Annotated in this window: 18 protein-coding genes and 3 pseudogenes; 8 read left to right on the top strand and 13 right to left on the bottom strand. The window is 64.3% G+C overall.

Annotation, left to right across the window (positions count from 1 at the left end; all coding sequences use genetic code 11):
* Positions 1-241: 241 nt before the first annotated feature.
* From BY998_RS22395 to BY998_RS22380, 4 genes are all read right to left on the bottom strand, one after another.
* Positions 242-772: a VOC family protein gene (locus tag BY998_RS22395; protein ID WP_110353899.1), complete on the bottom strand. Its 531-nt coding sequence runs from the start codon at positions 770-772 to the stop codon at positions 242-244.
* Positions 773-878: 106 nt separating this feature from the next.
* Positions 879-1,727, bottom strand: a complete 849-nt coding sequence (locus BY998_RS22390; protein WP_110353898.1) for an alpha/beta hydrolase — start codon at positions 1,725-1,727, stop codon at positions 879-881.
* Between the two features lie 51 nt (positions 1,728-1,778).
* Entirely contained in the window at positions 1,779-2,603 is an 825-nt protein-coding gene (locus tag BY998_RS22385) for an oxidoreductase (RefSeq protein ID WP_110353897.1), read from the bottom strand.
* On the bottom strand, positions 2,600-3,493 hold the full coding sequence (locus tag BY998_RS22380; protein ID WP_110353896.1) for an NAD(P)-dependent oxidoreductase: 894 nt from the start codon (positions 3,491-3,493) through the stop codon (positions 2,600-2,602). The genes BY998_RS22385 and BY998_RS22380 overlap by 4 nt, the downstream gene beginning before the upstream one ends.
* Before the next feature lie 169 nt (positions 3,494-3,662).
* On the opposite strand from BY998_RS22380, the gene BY998_RS22375 reads away from it, so the two are divergent.
* A complete protein-coding gene (locus BY998_RS22375; protein ID WP_110353906.1) occupies positions 3,663-4,523 on the top strand; it encodes a LysR family transcriptional regulator in 861 nt (286 codons plus the stop codon).
* A gap of 130 nt (positions 4,524-4,653) precedes the next feature.
* Here BY998_RS22375 and BY998_RS22370 read toward each other — a convergent pair whose 3' ends face one another.
* On the bottom strand, positions 4,654-5,232 hold the full coding sequence (locus BY998_RS22370) for a DUF308 domain-containing protein (RefSeq protein ID WP_110353905.1): 579 nt from the start codon (positions 5,230-5,232) through the stop codon (positions 4,654-4,656).
* A gap of 198 nt (positions 5,233-5,430) precedes the next feature.
* Here BY998_RS22370 and BY998_RS24530 point away from each other — a divergent pair.
* Positions 5,431-5,775: pseudogene (locus BY998_RS24530) on the top strand (cupin domain-containing protein); the annotation flags it as partial.
* Between the two features lie 13 nt (positions 5,776-5,788).
* On the opposite strand, the pseudogene BY998_RS22365 reads toward BY998_RS24530, so the two are convergent.
* The 5 genes and pseudogenes from BY998_RS22365 to BY998_RS22345 all read right to left on the bottom strand — a co-directional run.
* Positions 5,789-6,385 (bottom strand): annotated as a pseudogene (locus BY998_RS22365) (cation:proton antiporter); the annotation flags it as partial.
* 184 nt (positions 6,386-6,569) lie between these two features.
* Positions 6,570-8,141, bottom strand: a complete 1,572-nt coding sequence (locus BY998_RS22360; protein ID WP_110353895.1) for an MFS transporter — start codon at positions 8,139-8,141, stop codon at positions 6,570-6,572.
* On the bottom strand, positions 8,141-9,205 hold the full coding sequence (locus BY998_RS22355; protein WP_110353903.1) for an HlyD family secretion protein: 1,065 nt from the start codon (positions 9,203-9,205) through the stop codon (positions 8,141-8,143). Before BY998_RS22355 ends, BY998_RS22360 begins: the two co-directional genes overlap by 1 nt.
* A 140-nt stretch (positions 9,206-9,345) precedes the next feature.
* Positions 9,346-9,774 carry a cupin domain-containing protein gene (locus tag BY998_RS22350; protein ID WP_082483018.1) on the bottom strand — a complete coding sequence of 143 codons (429 nt, stop codon included), beginning with the start codon at positions 9,772-9,774 and terminating at the stop codon, positions 9,346-9,348.
* Between the two features lie 34 nt (positions 9,775-9,808).
* Entirely contained in the window at positions 9,809-10,573 is a 765-nt protein-coding gene (locus tag BY998_RS22345; protein WP_110353894.1) for an SDR family oxidoreductase, read from the bottom strand.
* 217 nt (positions 10,574-10,790) lie between these two features.
* Here BY998_RS22345 and BY998_RS22340 point away from each other — a divergent pair, with 217 nt between their 5' ends.
* The 5 genes from BY998_RS22340 (at position 10,791) to BY998_RS22325 (ending at position 14,749) form a co-directional block, all read left to right on the top strand.
* Entirely contained in the window at positions 10,791-11,714 is a 924-nt protein-coding gene (locus tag BY998_RS22340; RefSeq protein WP_232631983.1) for an AraC family transcriptional regulator, read from the top strand.
* A 277-nt stretch (positions 11,715-11,991) separates the two neighbouring features.
* Entirely contained in the window at positions 11,992-12,123 is a 132-nt protein-coding gene (locus BY998_RS25120) for a hypothetical protein (RefSeq protein WP_280952927.1), read from the top strand.
* 729 nt (positions 12,124-12,852) lie between these two features.
* Positions 12,853-13,080 carry a hypothetical protein gene (locus BY998_RS22335; protein ID WP_110353893.1) on the top strand — a complete coding sequence of 76 codons (228 nt, stop codon included), beginning with the start codon at positions 12,853-12,855 and terminating at the stop codon, positions 13,078-13,080.
* Between the two features lie 12 nt (positions 13,081-13,092).
* Complete coding sequence (locus BY998_RS22330) at positions 13,093-13,398, top strand: hypothetical protein (RefSeq protein WP_110353892.1); 306 nt, start codon at positions 13,093-13,095, stop codon at positions 13,396-13,398.
* 799 nt (positions 13,399-14,197) lie between these two features.
* Positions 14,198-14,749, top strand: a complete 552-nt coding sequence (locus BY998_RS22325; RefSeq protein WP_110353891.1) for a recombinase family protein — start codon at positions 14,198-14,200, stop codon at positions 14,747-14,749.
* Between the two features lie 557 nt (positions 14,750-15,306).
* On the opposite strand, the pseudogene BY998_RS22320 reads toward BY998_RS22325, so the two are convergent.
* The 3 genes and pseudogenes from BY998_RS22320 to BY998_RS24895 form a co-directional block, all read right to left on the bottom strand.
* Positions 15,307-15,519 (bottom strand): annotated as a pseudogene (locus BY998_RS22320) (hypothetical protein); the annotation flags it as partial.
* A gap of 500 nt (positions 15,520-16,019) precedes the next feature.
* A complete protein-coding gene (locus BY998_RS22315; RefSeq protein WP_110353890.1) occupies positions 16,020-16,442 on the bottom strand; it encodes a hypothetical protein in 423 nt (140 codons plus the stop codon).
* 118 nt (positions 16,443-16,560) lie between these two features.
* Entirely contained in the window at positions 16,561-17,751 is a 1,191-nt protein-coding gene (locus tag BY998_RS24895) for a GNAT family N-acetyltransferase (RefSeq protein WP_245421706.1), read from the bottom strand.
* A gap of 118 nt (positions 17,752-17,869) precedes the next feature.
* Between BY998_RS24895 and BY998_RS22305 the strand changes: the two genes are divergently transcribed.
* Positions 17,870-18,943: a LysR family transcriptional regulator gene (locus BY998_RS22305; protein ID WP_245421705.1), complete on the top strand. Its 1,074-nt coding sequence runs from the start codon at positions 17,870-17,872 to the stop codon at positions 18,941-18,943.
* The last annotated feature ends 12 nt before the right edge of the window (positions 18,944-18,955 follow it).

The raw sequence follows: 18,955 nt of genomic DNA, 5'->3' as shown, positions 1-18,955 counted from the left end.
TGACACCCACCGAGTTCATCCTGAATGCCTGGACGAAAGAGCCCAATCGCTTCAGGATCAACCCGTCACACCTCATCCCGGGACCATACACCTAGAGAAGGTCGAGCTCGCCCGGAAGGAGTGACGGCCGGCGCGGTCGATCAGGCATGACAGCCGTCGCGGCTGCGCGCTCGCCGGATTGTCCGACACCGTCACGGCATCGCAGCGACTGAACTGATGCGGCTCCCTTCTCGCGCCTTGCTCAGTCCTCGTCCTGCCATCTCCGCAGATCCGTCTGGTCGTGATAGGCCATGTGGGCGGGTGTGGTGATGAACTCGATCGTCGTGCCCCAGGGCATACGGCAGTAGCAGACCTTGTTCCCCGGACCTTTTTCGGTCGCGTAGGGAATGGCACGCGGCGCGGTCAGGGGCGTGCCGCCGGCCCTCTCGAAGCGCGCGACCGACGCGTCGATATCGTCGGTGTAGAGCGCGAAATGCGTGAGGCCGAAGTCGCTCGCCCGGATCGGCGGGGCCTGTTCGGGACCGTGCATCTCGAACAGCTCGATGTCGGGCCCGGTTCCGAGCTTGACCATCGCCTGGGCGCGAACGACCGTTCCAGGGAATGCACCGACCGCCCGCTCGAAGTCGGGTCCCTGCCGCGGCGGATCCTGCGGTCCGAAGGATTGGTAGATCACCTGGCCGCCGAAGGCGTCCACCAAGAACGATATCGCCGCTTCGATGTCGGGCACCGTGATGCCGATATGATTGACGCCGCGGATGACGGGTGCGGACATGACAGTCTCCTCTCTCGGCTGGGTCGATCGACCGCGGCTTCGCGAACGGGCTCTGCCCGGAGGGCCGCGGCCGGCATGGCCCGCATTCTCCCGCGGGCGCCGGCTTTCAGATGGCTTTGAGGAAATCGATCAGGGCGGCCGCGACGTCGTGCGGCCGCTCATCGGCGACATAGTGGCTGCACCGCGCGATCGCGCCGCCCGTCACATGGCTGGCGAACTCTCGCAGCATCGGCACCATCTTCGCCCCGAAGCGCCGATCTCCGCCGAGGCCTAGCACCGGGATCGCGAGCGGCCGCTTCTTGTACGCGAGGGCAGCCGCGTGATCGGCGGCGAGGGTGCGATACCATTCCATGCCGCCGCGGGTGCGGCCGGGCAGCGCCATCGCCTTCGCGTAGATCTCGATATCCGCCGGATCGAAGGTGCTGTGATCGTAGAACCGCTCAGCCATGAAAGCCGATACGTAGTCATATTCGCGGCCGTGGATCAGGCGCTCGGGCAAATCCCGGTTCATGTGGAAACCGAAGTGCCAGAGTCTCGCGGTCGTCGCTTCCCACCCGCTCCAGCCGGGAAGCGGCACGTCGAGCACGGCCAGGTGCGTGACCGCCTCCCGGTAGATCGCAGCCTGTGGCAGCGCCACCATGCCGCCGATGTCGTGTCCGCACACCGCGTAGCGCCCATGCCCGAGGGCGGCCATGACCTCGTGCGCATCGCGCGCCATCGTTGCCTTGTCGTAGCCGTCGAGCGGACAGTCGGAGAAGCCCGCCCCGCGCAGGTCGATGGCCACCACGCTGAAATGCTCGGCCAGCAGCGGCATCACGTGGTGCCATTCCCACCAGGTTTCGGGCCAGCCGTGAAGCAAAAGGATCGGCGGGCCGGCGCCCCCGGTGACGGCGTTGAGCTTGATGCCGTTCGCCGGCACGAGTTGCTGGGTGAATCCCTGCAAGGTTGCGATCATGATCGCACTCCGGTCGGATAGTAGGGTTGGAGTAGCGCGGGCGGCCGGCGCTCAGGGCCGGTTGAAATCTGTGGCGATCGAGATCTCGCGCCAGGCGTCGATGTCGCGGCGGAAGGAAGCCAGCTTCCGCTCGGCGATCGCGTGCGCGACCGGGCCGAGCGGCAGGTGGAGCGGCGCATCGTCGGCGTCGACCGCCCGCAGGATCACCGCAACGGCCTTGTCGGGATCGCCGGCTTGGTTGCCGTCGCTGGTCTCGCGATAGTGCCTGCGCGAGCTCGCCGCGTAGTCCGGCATCTCCTTCGCGGCCATGGTGATCGAGCGGCCGAGGAAATCGGTGTGGAACGGCCCGGGCTCGACGATCAGCACGCGGATGCCGAAGGGCCTCAACTCGCCCGCGAGCGCCTCGGACACGCCTTCCACCGCGAACTTGGCGGCATTGTAGTAGCCCCCTCCGCCACCGCCCGCGATGCCGGCGCCGGAGGACATGTTGACGATCGTCCCGCCCCTGCGCCGCAGGACGGGCAGAGCGGCCCTGGTGGCTTCGATCAGGCCGAAGACGTTCACCTCGAACATCGGACGATATTCCTCCGGTGTGCCCTCCTCGATCGCGCCGTACAGTCCGTAGCCGGCATTGTTCACGAGCACGTCGAACCCGCCGAACGTCTCGACGGCCTTCGCCACCGCCGACCTCGCGGCCGCCGCATCCGTCACGTCGAGCGGTAGCGTGATCATGCGGCCGGCGAAGGGGGCCACCATCTCTTCGATCGACTGGACGGTGCGCGCGGTCGCGACGACCTTATCGCCGCGCTGTGCCGCGGCCAGGGCAAGACGCCGACCGAAGCCGCTCGAGCAGCCGGTGATGAGCCAGGTTTTCATTGCGTCTTCTCCGTCGTTTCGAGCGACGCCACGCTGCCGCCGCGAACCGTCATCTCGGCGATGATCGACCAGTCCTTCTCACCGAGACCCGCCGAGACTGCTTTGCCGAGCCCCTCGCGGACGGCTTCCAGCATCGGGAGCGTGCGTCCGATCGCGTTGCCGGCCGCGGTCGCCAGGCGCATGTCCTTGAGGGCGAGCCTGGCTCTAAAACCGGGGTCGAATGACCGTTCCGCGATCTGCGCGCTGTAGCTCTCGTAGGCGCGGCCCGAGAACAGGGTGGCCAGGATGAGTTCGAAGAAATCCGCACGGTCGAGGCCGACGCTCTCGGTCAGCACGACACCCTCGGCCATCGCCTCGATCGCCATGGCGATCATCATGTTGCAGGCGAGCTTCGCCGCATTCGCCCGGGCGGGGTCCTCCCCCAATTTCCAGACCTTCTTACTGAGGGGGGCGAGCAGCGGCTCGATGGCCGTGACGGCCTCGGCCTTCCCGGCCGCCAGGATGTTGAGCTGGCCGCGCGCCGCGATGTTCGGCCGACCGAGGACCGGTGCGGACACGTAGCCGAGGCCCGCCTCTTCGTGCAGGCGCTCCAGGTCCCGCGCGAAAGCGACCGAGATCGTCGACGTGACGATGTGCGTCAGCCCTGGTCGCGCGCTCGCCAGCAGGCCGGCATCGAGTATCACCCTCCGGATGGCCGGGTCGTCGGACAGCATCGTGAAGGCTGCATCGGCCTCGAAGGCATCTGCCGGGAGCTCGACCAGCGTCACGCCGGGAACGCTGTCATGAGCGACCTTGCTGCGGTTCCAGGCCCGCACGTCGTGGCCGGCCTTCACCAGGTTCAGGGCCATCGCCGAGCCCATGCTTCCGAGGCCGATGAACCCGATCTGCATGATCTGTCTCCTGTCGTTCGGATGGGAGCCCGGGGGGGGCGCCCTCGGGGGTCGGGAGGATCCGCGGAAGGACGCTTCCACCGGCGATGACGCCAATCTAGATGCTTAGATTTGTTCTTTAACTGACATGATTGCACTCTCCGCGTTCATTTTCGTACGGGTGGTCGGGATGGAATGGAGCGACGTGAGGATCTTTCTCGCCATCGCGCGATGCGGCACGCTCGGCGGCGCGGCGCGCGTTCTTCAGACGAGCCATCCGACCGTCGGCAGGCGCCTGCGCGCCCTCGAGCAGGCGATCGGTCACACACTCTTTCAGCGCACAGCGGACGGTCTTGTTCTGACCGACGAGGGCCACGGGATCATCGCGCTGGCCGAGCAGATGGAAGAAGGCGCGCTGGCCATGCAGCGCCGACTTGCGGGGCGGGAGCAGAATCTCAAAGGCAGCCTGCGTATTTCGTCGGCGGACTGGTTCGGTGCCTATGTCCTCCCTCCCATCCTGGCGGATTTCTCGAAGGCCTATCCCAATGTCGACGTCGAGATCCTGACCGGCACGCGCCTGTTCAACTTGGCCCAGCGGGAGGCCGACGTCGCTTTCCGTATCGTTCCGTTCAACACGGCCGACGTCGTTCAGCGGCGGCTCTTCAGGATCGAATACGGCGTCTACATCGCCGAGGAGGCATCCGATCCCACATATGGCGACGGGACCGGCTTCCGGCTGATCACCCATGACACGTCCACGGGCCATTTCCCCGACATCGCGTGGCTTATCGAGAGTTTCCCCAATGCGAGACCGGTCCTGCGATCGAACAACCGCAACGTCCAGGGGCGCATGTGCAGGCAAGGCGTCGGCATTGCTGTCCTGCCCCGCGTGGTCGGCAATCAGATCCCGGGTATCCGCAGCCTAGACATGTCGACGCCGCCGCCGGCGCGAGACATCTGGATGGGATATCACCGGGACCTGCGGCGTCTTCAGCGTCTTCGTGCGTTCATCTCGACGGTATCGGACCATCTCGTGAACGCGACCGCGTGATGGCGACATAGTGCGCGCCACCACTTCGGGATCACTGGCTAGCCACAGGAATGGCACATCGATGCTGTTGTAGAAGACAAGGGTACGGACGACGACGTTAATTCGAGAGCGCCGCCGGCGCCGCGCAAGATTATGCGGTGCGTTCCGTCGCTCCCTTCCGCGCTCGCGCGACGGTCAACCACACGGCTGAGACCAGAAAGTAGAAGGCACCGAATGCGGCATAGGGCGCGATGTCGGTGATTCCCGGCGTCGAGGCACCGTTCGCCTTGACGATGAAGTGGGTGCCCGCGAGGGCCGACTGCGCACCGCTCAGCGCCATCGCCCATTGGGCGCCAGCCTGCCAGCGCCGCACGCCGGTCGCGAGCTGGAGCAGGCCGGAGAGGATCGCCCAGACCCCGAACACCGCTAGCACCGCGTGCAGACCCCATCCGAGCGCGACCGCCACCGCAACGGCGACGACGGTGCTGGCCGCTGCATTGAGGGCCTGGCTGGGATTGGCGGCCAAACCGCCGCTGCGCCGCGCATCGATGACGTTGGCGACTGCGTCCCAGGCGGGATAGGCGACTAGGAGCGCCGCCGCGGCCGGAGGCACGGTCCTGCCGATGGTGAACGCCGCCGCGACCCAGCCGACTGACACCCCGGCACGGAGGAAGTAATAGGAGCTCAGCCAGCGCGAAGCATCACGGCCGGATTGTTGGATGGTCGTCATCGGCTTTCCCTTCGGGTGCGCGGCGCGGTGGAGGAGGCGGAACTCGAGCAAGCACGAGTTCAGTGGGGACTCGGGGCGACGGGCCATCACGCGGTGGACCCGGCGCCTCACACGCCGGGCTTCGTGAAAGCGGCGTCTTTTCAGAGAGATGCGCGTCGCTTCGGAAGGCAGGTTTACGATCGGACGCCGATGGCACCCATGACCGGATCACTGGAAAACTTGACCGTTCTTCCGGACGGCGGACCGGGCGGCGTCTCCGGCGACCTACTCTCGCACGTGCTGGCGCAGATCCGGCTCACCGGGGACCAAGTCCGGTCGCACGACGTCGCACGATCGACGAGCTTGGACCTGGAGGCTGGGGCCGCCCACGTCCTCGTGGTCGCCGACGGCTCGCTCGACGTCGAGGACGAGGGTGGGGAGCGTGTCGTGATCGACATGGGCGACCTCGTGCTTCTGCCCCGCGGGCTCGGAGGATCCAGGCTGGTGGCATCCGCCTCGCACGCATCGGTGATCGTCTGCCGGTTCTGGTTCGATCCCCACACACCCAAACTAAACCGATCCCAACACCGACCGCGATGCCGCCAAAGGCCAAGCCCCCGAACGCCAAGCCAGCTTCAGTAGCGCTGAAATTACCTGATAGTGTCGCAGCAACTGCGAAGCGGTAGAGGACCAAGCCGGCTGCGTCGTTGAGCAGGCTCTCGCCCTCCAGAAGCACAGCGAGACGCATCGGTAGCCTTACGCGCGTGAGTAGCGCCTTCGCAGCGACTGCATCGGGCGGCGAGACCACTGCTCCTAGAGTAAAGCATGCGGCCCACGGCAGACTTGGTACGAGCCAGTGTGTTGCAAGTCCAACAGCGAGCGTCGTGAAAGCAACCGCACCGATGGCCAGAGCGAGGATGCTGGGCAGGTCCCGCACAAACGCTGTCCATGCGGTGGAATAAGCACCGTGGATTAAAAGCGGTGGCAGAAAGAGAACTAGGATAAAGTCGGGATCGAGGCTGAATACTGGCAATCCTGGCGTAAAGGCCAGAGCGATTCCTCCGATGATGAGGGCTGCAGTTGGCGGGAGACGGGTAACTCGGGCTAGAACCTCTAGGCCAAGCGTAGCGACGAGAAGGATTAGGATAAACTCGAAGGTCGCGACCGGTGACATCATAGCTCTTAGATCCGATCCTTCTCCGCGCTGCATCAACCGCAAGCATCGGGCGCGCTCAAAGCCGGCGTCGCACCATATGTTCGAAAAAAATAATCAATAATATTCCGATTTATTATCTATGAATAAGAAACTTTCGAAATAAATACAGAGACATATTGATATGATTGCTATGAGCGCCGGCTTACTGGTGAGTCAGTGGGCCAGATGGAGCTCTCCGCATTGCACCGGCCGCTACGATGCCCACAATTGCGAAGATAAACGTCAACTCGAAGCCGTCAATGAAAGCTAACGTGTTTGCTTCACGCTGTACATCTACGACAATCGAAACAAGGGATCTATCCTTCGCTAGAGCGAATTTGTTGTCTGAAAAACAGGAGATCCTTTCAGCAATTGCCTGCAGGACGCTCCCGTTGCCTCTTGCCAAATGCAAGCCCATCAGATTCGAGTGAATCTGCTCGCGGAGCCGGATAAGGGTGATCATCAGAGCCGCGCCGAACTCCACTGCGAGAAGGCGGAGGATCTGAATATAGGCCGAGAAAGATGCGGCGACCTCCGGCTTGATGCTCGTGAAGTTCCCGACCATCACCGCGGTGAAGGTCATGCCGAGGCCGACAGATTGCAGCAGGGCGACGGGAATGAAGTCATCCACACGCCACGCACTCGTCAGCTGAGTGGCCCACAGGCTCGCGGCCGCAAAACTGGAAAACCCCAGCATCATCACGAGCCGAAAATCGATGCGCCGCAGGAGGATCACCCCCAACCACGCGCAGAACGCCAGCGGGATCCCGATCCAGGCAAACAGGAACCAGCCGATCTGCTCGGGACGGAGCTGAGCCACATTGAGGAGAAAATTCGGGACTAGGACACTGTTCGAGACCGCGACGAGGCTGAAACTGATGCCTGTCGACAGGCCGAGAATCGTGTTCCACTGGTATAGGATCCGCGGTGTCGCCCACGGATTTGGTGCACATGCTTCGTGGATTAAGAAGCAGACCATCAAGGCGCCGCCGCCGGCTAAGATCACAACGATCGTTCCAGACTCTTGCCAGTCCAGCCGGTTGCCCTGGTCGAGGCCGATATAGATCAACATCAGTCCGAGGCCGAACAGCAGCATTCCGCCCCAATCGGCGTCGCGAACCATTTTCATGTTGGGGTGCTGGGACGTCGATCCAAAGGCGGCGAGGGCCGCCATAAGAAGGGCCAGCGGGATATCCGACCAGTACAGCCACTCCCAGCCGAGTTCCTGCACGTAGTACCCGACCAGGCCCGGACCCGTGTTCAAGGTGAAGGCAAGCCGAAACGCGTACGCCGCGAAGGCCGGCAGCCAGAGCGCCGGGGGCAGGTTTCGCACGATCACCAGCATTGTGGCGGGCACGAACAAGCCGAGCAGCAGGCCGGCGGACGCGTGCAGGGCGAACAGGGTCGCCGGCTCACGCACAAGCGGGATCAGCGCGACGACGGCGGCGTATAGGAAGCCGGGCCAGAGAAGGATCGGTCGGATCCCGAAGACCATCACCAACCACGGCACCGCTGGGGCGGTGAGGATCTGGGGGGCATTCGCAACCGTTGAAAGCCAGGAAGCCTCGTCGGCCGAGAGGCTGAAGGCACCTCGAATGTCCGGCAGGCCGATGCCGACATACCGGGTGTGATAGCTTGCAAGAAAGCATCCGGTCAGGGCCGCGGCGACCGCGGCATACGGATTGGCCTTCCATGCAACCGTCGGAGCGCTGCCGTTGAGGACCATTGCGGTCATCACATGCCCTCCCGAGCGGTCTTGATCCTCGTGACGACCGACATGCCCGGGCGAAGGCGATCCAACAGGGCCTGACCGGGATTGAGGGCGATTCGGACGGGGATGCGCTGAACGACCTTCGTGAAGTTGCCTGTGGCGTTGTCGGGAGGCAGCAACGCGAACTGCGAACCCGATGCTGGCGAGAGCCTCTCGACGCGCCCGGCCAGGACAACGCCCGGGTAGGTATCGACGGTGACCTCGACGGCTTGTCCTGGCTCGACGTTCGTTAGTTGGGTTTCCTTGTAGTTTGCGATGACGTGGATCTGAGGGAGCGGCACAACACTGATAAGATTTCCGCCGACGGTAACGTAGTCACCGGCCTGCACCTGCCTTTGGCTGGCGACCCCATCGAACGGCGCGACGATGCGCGTGTAGCCCAACCGAAGCTCGGCACCGGCCAAGGCGGCCTCGGCGGCGGCGAGGTCGGCCTCCCGCTGGGCACGGGTCCCGTCGAGCACATTGAGCTGCTCCCGTTGGGCCTGGGCCGCCGCCTCGGCGGCTTGAACACCGGCGCGCGCGCTCGCTAGGTCCGCGACGGCCTGCTCGACCCGCTGGGCCGTTGCGAAGGTCGAGCGAAGGAGGGCCTGTTGCCGCTGCTCCTCTTGCGTGGCCTGCAAAACCTTGGCCCGCGCTGAGGCAATCTGTGCCTCCGCCTGCAAGATGACGGCCCGCTGGAGCGCAATCTGATTGTCCAGATTCCTCGTCGCCGCCTTGGCGCCGGTTACGCTTGCTCGGGCCTGGGCGACGGCGACCTGATAATCCGACGGATCGATGACCATCAGAAGATCGCCGGCGCGAACCGATTGGAAGTCTTGAACAGCCACCTTGACGATGTTGCCTGATACTCTCGCAGACAAGCCTGTCAGTTCGGACCGCACCGTAGCATCGTTTGTGACCTGGATGGCGGTGTTGCTGACCAGATAGTCCCACTGACCGAGAGCAGCCGACATGAGCGAACCGACCAAAACCACCGACGTGATCGGTACTGCCCATTTCCTCACGAGCTGTCCCGTTCGGCCAGGCATCTTTAGGACGCGCAGAGCGGCAACAGGAACGGGAATGACATCCGCATCGGATGTGGCAACCGACATTTCAAGCTCCTGATAGATCTGACGTTCCCGGCCTGGCTCCGACCGCCGCCGGTAGTGGCAAGGTCTGATTTTGCCTATTGGACCGGCGTGGTCAGGACGGTGTCGCCGGTGTCCACGACGAACACCGCAAGCAGCTTCGCTGGCTCGCTCGGGCTGCCGTTGGCGCTGACGTTGTGGAGGCTGCCGGGAAGCTCGGTGAAACTCTCGCCCTTCCGGTAGATGCGGAGTTCGCCGCCGTTCACCTGACTCTTGATCGTGCCCTCGAGGACCGTGGCGTAGATGAAGGCGGACGGAGCGTGTCGGTGGGCGGGGTTCCCGGCACCCGGTTCGTACTCGACGAGCACGGCTTTCAGGCTCTTGCCCGGCGCGTTGGGGAGTTCATGCTGGTAGACGAGCGTCGCTTTGGCGCCTGGAGCTGCCGTGTCGTGGGCTTGGGCGTCCTGGATCGAAGCGGATCCGGATAAGACGACGATCAGCGCCATCCGGCCGAGGATGGAGGTCATGGGAATTCTCCTTGGGTCGAGGTGAAAAAGGGGGTTAGTGCTGGGTCGGCTGAGCGCTCAGCCAGCTGTCGAGGTCACGGCCGCCGAGCTTCTGCTGCCCGATCGGGACGAGGCTCAACTCCTCCAGGCGACCACCGAAGTAGCTGGCTTCCTGACCGCGGCTCACAGCGCGCAGGTCCGCGCGAGCTTGCAGGAAGTGTGCGATGACCCGGTCGAAGGGCGCCCGCTCCGGCCCGCCGATCTCGATGACACCGTTGCGCGGCTCGCTGGTCGCGACGTTGGCCAGGATGGCAGCGACATCGTCCGCTGCAATGGGCTGGATCTGGCTACCCGGCAGCGTGACGCGGCCGTCCTTCGTGTAGGCATCGGCCAAGGTGCCGAGAAACTCGAAGAACTGCGTGGAGCGCACGATGGTGTACGGCAGGCCGCCCGTGGCGGCGATCTGCTCCTGCAGCAGCTTGCCCTGGAAGTAGCCGTTGTCGAGCATGCGGTCGACGCCGACGATCGAAAGGACGACGTGGTGTGCGACGCCCGCATCTGCAGCGGCGGCAACGAGATTCCTTCCGGATGTCTCGAAGAACTCCCGCACTTCCGCGGGGTCGAACGACATGATGTTCGACACGTCGACGAGGACGTCCGCGCCGTGCATGACCTCGAAAAGGCCCTGGCCTGTGACGCTGTTGACGCCCATGCCCGGGGAAGCAGCAACGACGGTATGCCCGGCAAGTGCAAGCAGTCGCGCAAGCTTTGCGCCGATCAAACCCGTTCCACCGATGATGACGATCTTCTTTGACATCATTCCAATCTCCCACTGCGGCGCCACCTGCGCCGTGGATGAGGATCAGGTACGGGAAGCGGAGCCTTGCTTCTGTCTTGGGATTGCGCCGATCATCGCGATCTTGCGGTGAGTGAACGAGAGGTGCGCAGTGACGAGTGACGCTGTCCACGGAGGGGCGACGTCCGCCGAATCCCGGATTGCTTCGCTTGTCCGCGCGACCGATGGCCGAGATGGTTCGATGCTCGGAGACAAGCGCAGCCTGGTTCGGTCGCGAGACGAGAATGGACGACCGAGCATCGAGATGGAGCGGATCCTCGATACGCCCCCTCCGCTCGCCGAGCATGATCTGAAGGGCGGCGCGCAGTTGACCCGGCCGTGGTCACACGGAGCGTTGCACGCCGCGTTGCCGGCCCTCAATGCGCACGTTGTGATGACCTACTGGGGAACTGCCCAGCAGGCTTCCTGGCGCACGGGTTCTCAACGACTGGCTTCGCGCACCCGCCGTGGTTCGATTACCCTAATCCCAATCGGACGCGATGGGCGCTGGGACATCGAGGGACCGGTCGAGGTCTCCCAGGTCTACCTGCCTCATCAGCGCCTTCAGGCCGCAGCCGAGGCGATGGCGTTGTCCACGAACGTGGAGTTGGTCGGCCGCACCGGCTTCGACGATCCGACCTCGGCGCAGATCATGCAACTCCTCGGGAAGGAAGCCGAACGCACCGACGCTTCCTCCTCGCTGTTCGTTGAGCAGGCCATCGATCTTCTATGCACGCAGCTGATCAGATCACATTCGTCACACGGCGCCGTCACCTCGACGGCACCTCGCCGAGGTCTGGCCGACTGGCAGGTGAAGCGCGTCACGGAGTATATGACGACCTCGCTCGATCGGTTGATCGGGCTCGACGAGCTCGCTGCCCTCGTTGACCTCAGTCGGTTTCACTTTTGCGCTTCGTTCAAGCTCGCTACCGGAATGACGCCGCACGAATGGCTGACGAACCTTCGGATGCAGCGTGCAAAACATCTTCTGGCTGCGACCGACTGGCCGATCGTCAACGTCGCCCTGGAGGTGGGGTATGAAACGCCGTCCGCATTCGCGGCGGCCTTCCGCAAGATGACGGGATCAACCCCCTCCGTATTCCGCCGTCAGGCGCACGCTGTCTGAAAATACTGCGTTGCATGCCTCGATAGGAGCGGCGGCGCAGCTGCTCCCAGTTGCCCTCAAGAGCGCCGACTTTTGCCCCTAGACAGACGCCGCAGACACTCGATCGAGCCCGTAATCTTATGTCCTGTCGCCGCTCTCACGTCCGCTTCTGCCTTCCGTGCGGACATCCGAATAGGAAAGACGGAAGGTCCGAAAAGGGTCAGGAGTTCGCACGCCGCTTGTTTGGCTGTGCGCCACTTCCAGTCCATCGGCCCAGCAAGATCAGGAGCACGCCAAGATGATGGCCCAGGAGGTGCACGCCCAGATCGAAGATGTCGTCAGCGGCATCCTGATCAGGCAATCCCGCTGCGGCGGCGTGCTCCGCCTGATGATGTGGCGGGGATCGTGCAACAAGTTTCACAGGATCTAAAAGTATACCCAGTGCACGATCCTTCGTCAGTAAAAGTATATTACGAGAAAAATGTGGACACGGGCGGCCCACGCATTTACAAGACCGACGGCTCGTTGAGGGGCTGGCCCTCCGCAGGCGAGCCGTGACCTTCGCAAAAGGGCCGCGGGTTGTGAAGGGACCGAGAATGTCCGCGATTGTGAAAATCAGAGCCAGTCGTGAGCTGATCACTCAGCTCGACATAACGGTCGAGGCTGCGAACGCCAGCTGCTTAGGACCGGTTGCAACACGCTCTTCTCTTATCCAAGAGGCCTGCCGGCAGTTCTTGTCGCAGGCTCCAAGTCCACCGCGTGCAACTCATTGCACTGTTTCTGAGGAAAGAGTTCCGTGAGCACGTTAGATCTGGGTATCGCCCCCCATCAATTTCGCCAGAAGGGTGCGCGGCCCGGCAATCGAGCCTGCGCCATTCGGGACGAACTGATGCGGGTGAACGCCGTTCGGATCTCCTCCGTCATTTGGGGTGACGATGGCCTACTGCCCGGCGACGCCTGGGATTTCCAGCACGGTCGGCGATGAACTCCTGCGCATTCGCCATCGTCGAGCGGATGTTTGCAGGGCGTCCGACCTTCGACATCGTTGTGGGCGACCGTGTCACCCGCCGCTGTGAACGCCATGACTCCACCGTCGGTAATGCGCTCCTTAGGGGATACGCTTTCAGCGACTACTGGGAGCGTTCTGCTCGACCTATTAATGGCCCAGGACAAGACGATCGAAGAAGCCGCAATACTGACCGGTATTCCTCAGGCCCGCCTGAAGGCCGGCGGCCTCGCCTTCACTGTTTCTTTCGTGACCAAGCTCGACCCGCTGTTCGGGGCGGTTTTCGCCTCCGAAGACGAAAACCGCCGTTTCGAGGAAGACCTGGCCGCTCGGCTCGCAGCGCCTGGAGCCAATGCCAACTACATCCCCGGCGCTCATTAAGGAAGCACAGCCATGAACACTCGCAATAAGCCGGCCCAGGCCGAAGCCGACGACATCGTGAACTCTGTAGGCGTCAACCTCGTCTTGGCGCTCTTCCAAGATGGGAAGAGCCTCGAAGAGGTATCGGAAGCCCAGAGGCAGCACCCGGTAGCTCTCGCGATGATCGGCATGCAGTTCGTTGCCCGGATCTTCGAACGTCTTCAGCCGACATACGCTCTGGGAGATGATCCAGAGTACGTCGAGGCCGAGATGAGCCGCATGCGTGCGCAAATCATCGCAATGGATGCCCTGCTGCCGCCCGAGTTGCGCAGCGCCTGATGCGCATATCGAAACCAAACGAAACGAAACCGAACAACGGGAGCGCGCGATGGGCCGCCCATGCACTATCTGCGCGCATCCGCAACGCGCCGAGATCGAAGCTTCCCTCCAGGGCGGTGTCTCGCTTGATGATGTCGTTGCCCAATTCACGCTCCCTTCCCGGTCCGCACTTCAGCGGCATCGAGCCAGTCACCTTGGACGAGCCGTCTCATTTACGCTGCCGGTTGCATGCGCTCAGCTCCCTGGCGCGGCGCATGCTGTAGGTTCCACGCCTCAAGACAGCTCCGCCGAACTCGACAGGCTGTTTGCGCGCGCCGCTGGCAACAGCCGGTCGCTTCAGGAGCATGCCGCGCTCGTCACCGACGGCCTCGCTCACGTCTACGCCGCGGCGGCTTCGGCTGGCGACTGGTCATCCGCCGTTCGGGCGCTGCGGGAGCTGCGAGGCATCCTTCAGTTCCATGCACTCGTGGCACCGGACAAACTCCGGCAGCACCCAGGTTGGCGGGAGGAGGAGGTGCCTCGCGATCCGATCGTTGCTCTGGAGCGGTTATTCCTTGCCCAGGTTACGGGTGATCACGCGGAGATCGCGTCCGCACGCGCGGAGCTTGAGCTGGTTCGCGCAGGGCTTGGGAGCATCACCGACCCTCCCAACGATCCGCCCGCGTTCCACTAGACCCTGCCCTAGTGGAACGTTCCACAAAGGCAGCTGCGCGGTTCCAAAAGAATGGTCTTGTTTTTCGGAACAGGCAATGGTTCTATGTCTATAAGCCTAGTGGAACGCCTGCTTCGGAATTGCCCCGTGCTTATCGGATATGCCCGCACATCGACGCTGGACCAAGAGGCTGGGTTTGAGGCTCAGCTTCGCGACCTGACGGTCCAGGGATGCAAGAAGCTGTTTCAGGAACAGGTGTCGTCCGTGGCTCCGCGGAAGCAGCTCGAAGCAGCCCTGGAGTTCGCCCGTCAGGGTGACACGCTCGTGGTCACGAAGCTGGACCGGCTAGCCCGCAGCGTTGTTCATCTGGGTAAGATCATCGAGACCCTGGAGAGCAAGGGCGTGGCCCTTCGCATCCTGGGCCTCGGCGTGGACACTTCGACGCCCACCGGCAAGCTGATGCTCAACGTCCTCGGAGGCGTTGCTCAGTTCGAACGGGAGATGATGCTGGAACGTCAGCGGGAGGGTATCGCCAAGGCCAAGGCCGAGGGCGCCTACAAGGGTCGGAAGCCCACCGTCCGGGCTCGCTCGGAGGAGATCAGGGTCCTTGCCGAGCAGGGCATGAGCATGGGCGCCATAGCGTCCAAGCTCGGGATCGGCAAAGGCAGTGTGCATCGCGTCCTCAGCACCAAGACTTGATCCGCCCGTGCAACAAGTTGCACCGACGTATTCAAAAGCTCTAGGCGACGCTCAAAGCAGTTGACGAAGGATCTGTAAAGTACTTGCCCTTGCTTAAGGGCTGTAAATCGGTCATATATCCCCGATGGGCCGGTGGCCTATAGAACTGGGGCAGTCCATGTCTACGTACGGCTCATCCTCAAACCGTCAAGCAGAGCCTAGGCCTACAAGAGGCCAGATTGCCCGGAGCGAGAGCAAGATGGAGCCGGCACATAGTTTGCCCTACGACGGCGCACGCCCACATGAGTTCACCCTTCCGCAGAAGTTGGATGTGTTCGCGACGCTCGCGACCGTCTGGGCCCCTCACTTAAGCCCTTCCGAATTCGTCCTCGTCGCGTGGCTCCTGGGGAATTGCATTCCCCGCGGCAAGCGCTCCGGCGTCTACTCGATCCCGCAACTCGTCGACGGTGTGCCCAATCACCGGGAGGGGGGTATGTGGACGGCAGGCACCGGCCTGTCCGAGAAGACCGTCCGCCGGACCGTCGCGAGCTGCCTCGACAAGGGCATCATCCACACTGCACGCCGAAGAGCTGCGGCGCGGTCCAGCCCAGGCGGACGGCCTCGGCACCGAAGCGCTCGATGAAGTCGACGCAGCTCTCATGGATGTTGGTCCAGGTCCCGGCGCTGACGTAGCGGCAGGGCGGCGAGGTCGGACGGAGCGCGCCGAAGGCGTTGCGCCACTCGGCGGCTTCGGGCGGAAGGGGATCGGACGCGCGTTCGGGAAGGAGCATCATGGCTGCCGGCTGAGGATGGGCCGGCCGGCATAGGGGGCGCGGGTTACCTCAGGCTTGCCGCCCGCAGGTGAGAAGCGCTGAACCGGCGCCGTACGCGCGGGGCTATGGCGTGCCACCCGCGCGAGTCGCCTCGTCGATGTCCAGAGCTTCTCACCGGCACCGTCGTCGCGCTCGGGGAGCCGAACACCCCCGATCCGCCATCGCCGAAGTAACGTGACCGCCTGACCCAAGCAGGCATGTGATGCCTCGTGCGACGTCTTCGCTGCTTCCTCGCCCGGGATGCGCCGAACGCCAATGTGCATGGCAGTGCCTGCATCGAAGGCGAGTTCACGATGAAGACCTGCCAGCGCCTGACGCTCGAGGCCGAGAGCCCGGCATTGCCTGACGTTGCGGTGCCCGAGGGGGCGGAGCTTCGTGTGTGGGCCGTCGTCACCGACGGACTTGGACCGTGCCACGCTAATTAGTCGAGTTCTCGGCTGCGCAGCGGCCCATCCCCGCTACGGCACGGTGTCCGACGCGAGCTGGTCCTTGCGTGCCAGCAGCAGCACCGTCCGGAGTGCGTCGCCCGCCACGTCGTGCGCCTCGAACGCGTGCCGCGCGCTGAGGCGCCGTCCGTCCGCGAACTCGATATGGCCGAGGCCGGCGATCAGGCGCTCGACGAAGGCATCGATCCGCGTTTCGGCACCCTCATCCTCGGCCTGCGACGCAACCGCCAGTTCGCCGCGCCGGATCAGTTCGGCGTTGAGGTCGTCCGCGAGGCGGCAATAGCCCTGGCCGATATCCTCCAGCACCGTCGCCAGTTCCTGAGGCACGCGCGGCGCCTTGCACATCGCCTCGACGAGGGCCGCGTGCAGGGGCAGGACGGTGTGAATATGCGTCCGAAAATAGAGCTCGGTCTGGGATACGAGGCGATCGGTCATCGTGGATGCGGGCCCGTCTCACGGGGTGGCGGAGGATCGAGGCGTCGTTCACGATACGCCCGCGGCCACGGCGCAGCCGGGGCGCGGCCCTCCGTGACCGGGCGCTTCGGGTGGCAATCTAAGCGCGGCGCTGCTTGCGCAGGGCGGGATCGGCCGAGTGGAGGGTCACGGCGCGGGAGGCGGAGCGCTCCAGCACGCCCGGCGCGTGCCAGCGGCCTTCCGGGCGAATGATCGTGTAGGGGTCGGTGCCGATCGTGATGGCGTCGGGATGCGGCGGCACCTCGGACATCATCTCGACGTAGCTGTGGTCCGAGAAGGTGAACTCGCGCGCACCGGGGAAAGGGCGTCCGCCGGCACGGGACCAGAAGTCGACGAGGTCCTTCTGGGCGTGGCCGTAGATCCGGCGGTATCCCTTGACCCGGCAGAGCTCGTGCGCCGCCTTCACGATCACGAAGGCGAGCCGCGACCTGCGGAACTCCGGCCGCACCGCGAGCCGCTCCGCCTTGGCGAAGTTGGCAAAGCAGCGGACCCGGATCGAGGCCGCGGGTTCGTTGTTCACGAAGCCGAGCAGGTGCGTCGAGGAGAAGTCGTTCCCATCGAACTCCTCCTCGTAGGGGCAGGCCTGCTCGCCGACGAACGCGGCGCTGCGCACCGACATCACCCGCGCGAGATCGTCGGCGGAGCGCACGACCGTGACCGAAAACGTCGACGTGGCGCTCGGATAGGAATCGTAGAGGGGCGCCAGTTCGACGGCGGCCAGCGTCGAAGGTGCGCCCCTGCGGAAGATGCTGAGTCCGAAGCGACCGCCGCCCTCCTGCGATTCGATGGGCACGAAGCCCAGCGAAGCGATGAGGCGCCGGCCCGCCGCCGTCGGTCCCCATGCGTAGAGATCGGCCTCGCGGTTCAACGGCGTCGACATCCGGTCGAACGCGAGGGCGATGCCGCCCGCGAGCCGGCCAGGCGCGTAGATGGCCCAGACATAGATGGCGGCGGGTTTCTCGTGCTGCGCCGCCAGATGCTCACCAGCCGGATTGGCACCGTCGAACAGGCCGGTCAGCAGGGCGGTCCGACCGCTCTCCGAGAGCGGAAGCCAAGCGATGAAGCCCTCGGCCCGCGGCGCGGCCCAGTCGAAGGATTCGCGCCGGGCGAAGGCCTGGAACGTGTTGGGATTGGCCGACATGATGCGGCGTACGGTGTCGAGGCTCGTCTGCGAACCGAGTTCCGGCCTCACCCGCTCGAACATCAGCTCGACCTCGGCGATGCTCGGCGTGTAGGCGACGACATGGCGTGAAATTCGGGTCACCTCCATGTGCGCGAGGGAGTGCCGGTCCGATGTCCGATTATCCTGCACCACGCTGCGAAGACATGATTTTCCCATGCTGCGGACTGCCATTGGTCGCACCCGGACTTTACGTGAGGCCTTGAATGTGACCCTAGATGGCATGCAGCGGGTGATCGGTATGCTCTCCAGCACGGAACAGGGTGTTACGAATTCGGAGCACCTGCCGGGCGACCGGGACACGGTGATGCCCGATTGGCATTCGCTCTGGATGTTCCTGGAGCTGCAGCGCACGGGCAGCTTCCGCTCCGCCGCGCACCGCCTGGGAATCGGCTTCAACGCGCTGCGAAAGCGGATCGACGAGTTGGAGGCCACGCTCGGGGTGTCCCTGCTCACGCGCGGGGTGATGGGCGTCCAGCTCACCGAGGAAGGCGAGCGCATCGTCGCGGCGGCCAAGCAGATGGAGGCGGCGGCCTTCAACGTGTTGCGCGCCCGGGACTCCCTGTCGAGCGGCGTCGAGGGCGAGGTGCGGGTCGCGGTGACGGAAGGGATCGGCTCGGCTTGGCTGATGCCCCGGCTCATCGAGTTCCAGCAGGCCCATCCCTACCTGCGCATCGATCTGAGCTGCGGGATGACCTCCGCGGACGTGCTGAGGATGGAGGCGGACCTCGCCGTTCAGCTCACGCGACCGCAGGCGCCGGACCTGAAGGTCGTGCACCTCGGTTACCTGCATACGATGCCGTTCGCCTCACAATCCTATGTCGAGCGGCACGGACTGCCCTCCACCCCCGAGGAGATCGGACATCATACGCTGGTGTTCCAAGTCGCGGAGCAGACCTCGACGCTCTCGACCTACGGAAAGACCCTGCCGGATCTCGCCCGGGCGCCCTTCGTCGCCATCAAGACCAATGTCACGAGTGCGCATATCCTCGCCGTCGCGAACGGCGCCGGCATCGGCTGGCTTCCGACCTATACGGGGACCCTGGGCACCAACCTCGTGCCGGTCGATTGCGGCCTTTGCTTCAGGTTGGACGTCTGGCTGACCTATCATCCGGACGTCGACCGCATCCCCCGCGTCCGCACCACGATCGATTGGGTCCGGTCCTGCTTCGACTTGCGGAAGTACCCGTTCTTCGGCGAGCACTACATCCACCCCAAAGATCTTCCCGCCATGACGGACTACGTGCCGCTGGGCGATCTCTTCAGAAGCAGCGTGCGGTAGCGCGACGCGCCC

The sequence above is a fragment of the Methylobacterium sp. B4 genome (genome assembly GCF_003201865.1).
Lineage (GTDB): Bacteria > Pseudomonadota > Alphaproteobacteria > Rhizobiales > Beijerinckiaceae > Methylobacterium.
The sequence above is the reverse complement of the archived record's forward strand: the minus strand, read 5'-3'. Positions and strand labels throughout refer to the sequence as shown.

Coding starts and splice junctions, on each gene's coding strand:
- BY998_RS22395 (WP_110353899.1), bottom strand. CDS start 772: ATGTCCGCACCCGTCATCCGCGGCGTCAATCATATCGGCATCACGGTG.
- BY998_RS22390 (WP_110353898.1), bottom strand. CDS start 1,727: ATGATCGCAACCTTGCAGGGATTCACCCAGCAACTCGTGCCGGCGAAC.
- BY998_RS22385 (WP_110353897.1), bottom strand. CDS start 2,603: ATGAAAACCTGGCTCATCACCGGCTGCTCGAGCGGCTTCGGTCGGCGT.
- BY998_RS22380 (WP_110353896.1), bottom strand. CDS start 3,493: ATGCAGATCGGGTTCATCGGCCTCGGAAGCATGGGCTCGGCGATGGCC.
- BY998_RS22375 (WP_110353906.1), top strand. CDS start 3,663: ATGGAATGGAGCGACGTGAGGATCTTTCTCGCCATCGCGCGATGCGGC.
- BY998_RS22370 (WP_110353905.1), bottom strand. CDS start 5,232: ATGACGACCATCCAACAATCCGGCCGTGATGCTTCGCGCTGGCTGAGC.
- BY998_RS22360 (WP_110353895.1), bottom strand. CDS start 8,141: ATGACCGCAATGGTCCTCAACGGCAGCGCTCCGACGGTTGCATGGAAG.
- BY998_RS22355 (WP_110353903.1), bottom strand. CDS start 9,205: ATGCCTGGCCGAACGGGACAGCTCGTGAGGAAATGGGCAGTACCGATC.
- BY998_RS22350 (WP_082483018.1), bottom strand. CDS start 9,774: ATGACCTCCATCCTCGGCCGGATGGCGCTGATCGTCGTCTTATCCGGA.
- BY998_RS22345 (WP_110353894.1), bottom strand. CDS start 10,573: ATGATGTCAAAGAAGATCGTCATCATCGGTGGAACGGGTTTGATCGGC.
- BY998_RS22340 (WP_232631983.1), top strand. CDS start 10,791: ATGCTCGGAGACAAGCGCAGCCTGGTTCGGTCGCGAGACGAGAATGGA.
- BY998_RS25120 (WP_280952927.1), top strand. CDS start 11,992: ATGATGGCCCAGGAGGTGCACGCCCAGATCGAAGATGTCGTCAGCGGC.
- BY998_RS22335 (WP_110353893.1), top strand. CDS start 12,853: ATGGCCCAGGACAAGACGATCGAAGAAGCCGCAATACTGACCGGTATT.
- BY998_RS22330 (WP_110353892.1), top strand. CDS start 13,093: ATGAACACTCGCAATAAGCCGGCCCAGGCCGAAGCCGACGACATCGTG.
- BY998_RS22315 (WP_110353890.1), bottom strand. CDS start 16,442: ATGACCGATCGCCTCGTATCCCAGACCGAGCTCTATTTTCGGACGCAT.
- BY998_RS24895 (WP_245421706.1), bottom strand. CDS start 17,751: ATGGAGGTGACCCGAATTTCACGCCATGTCGTCGCCTACACGCCGAGC.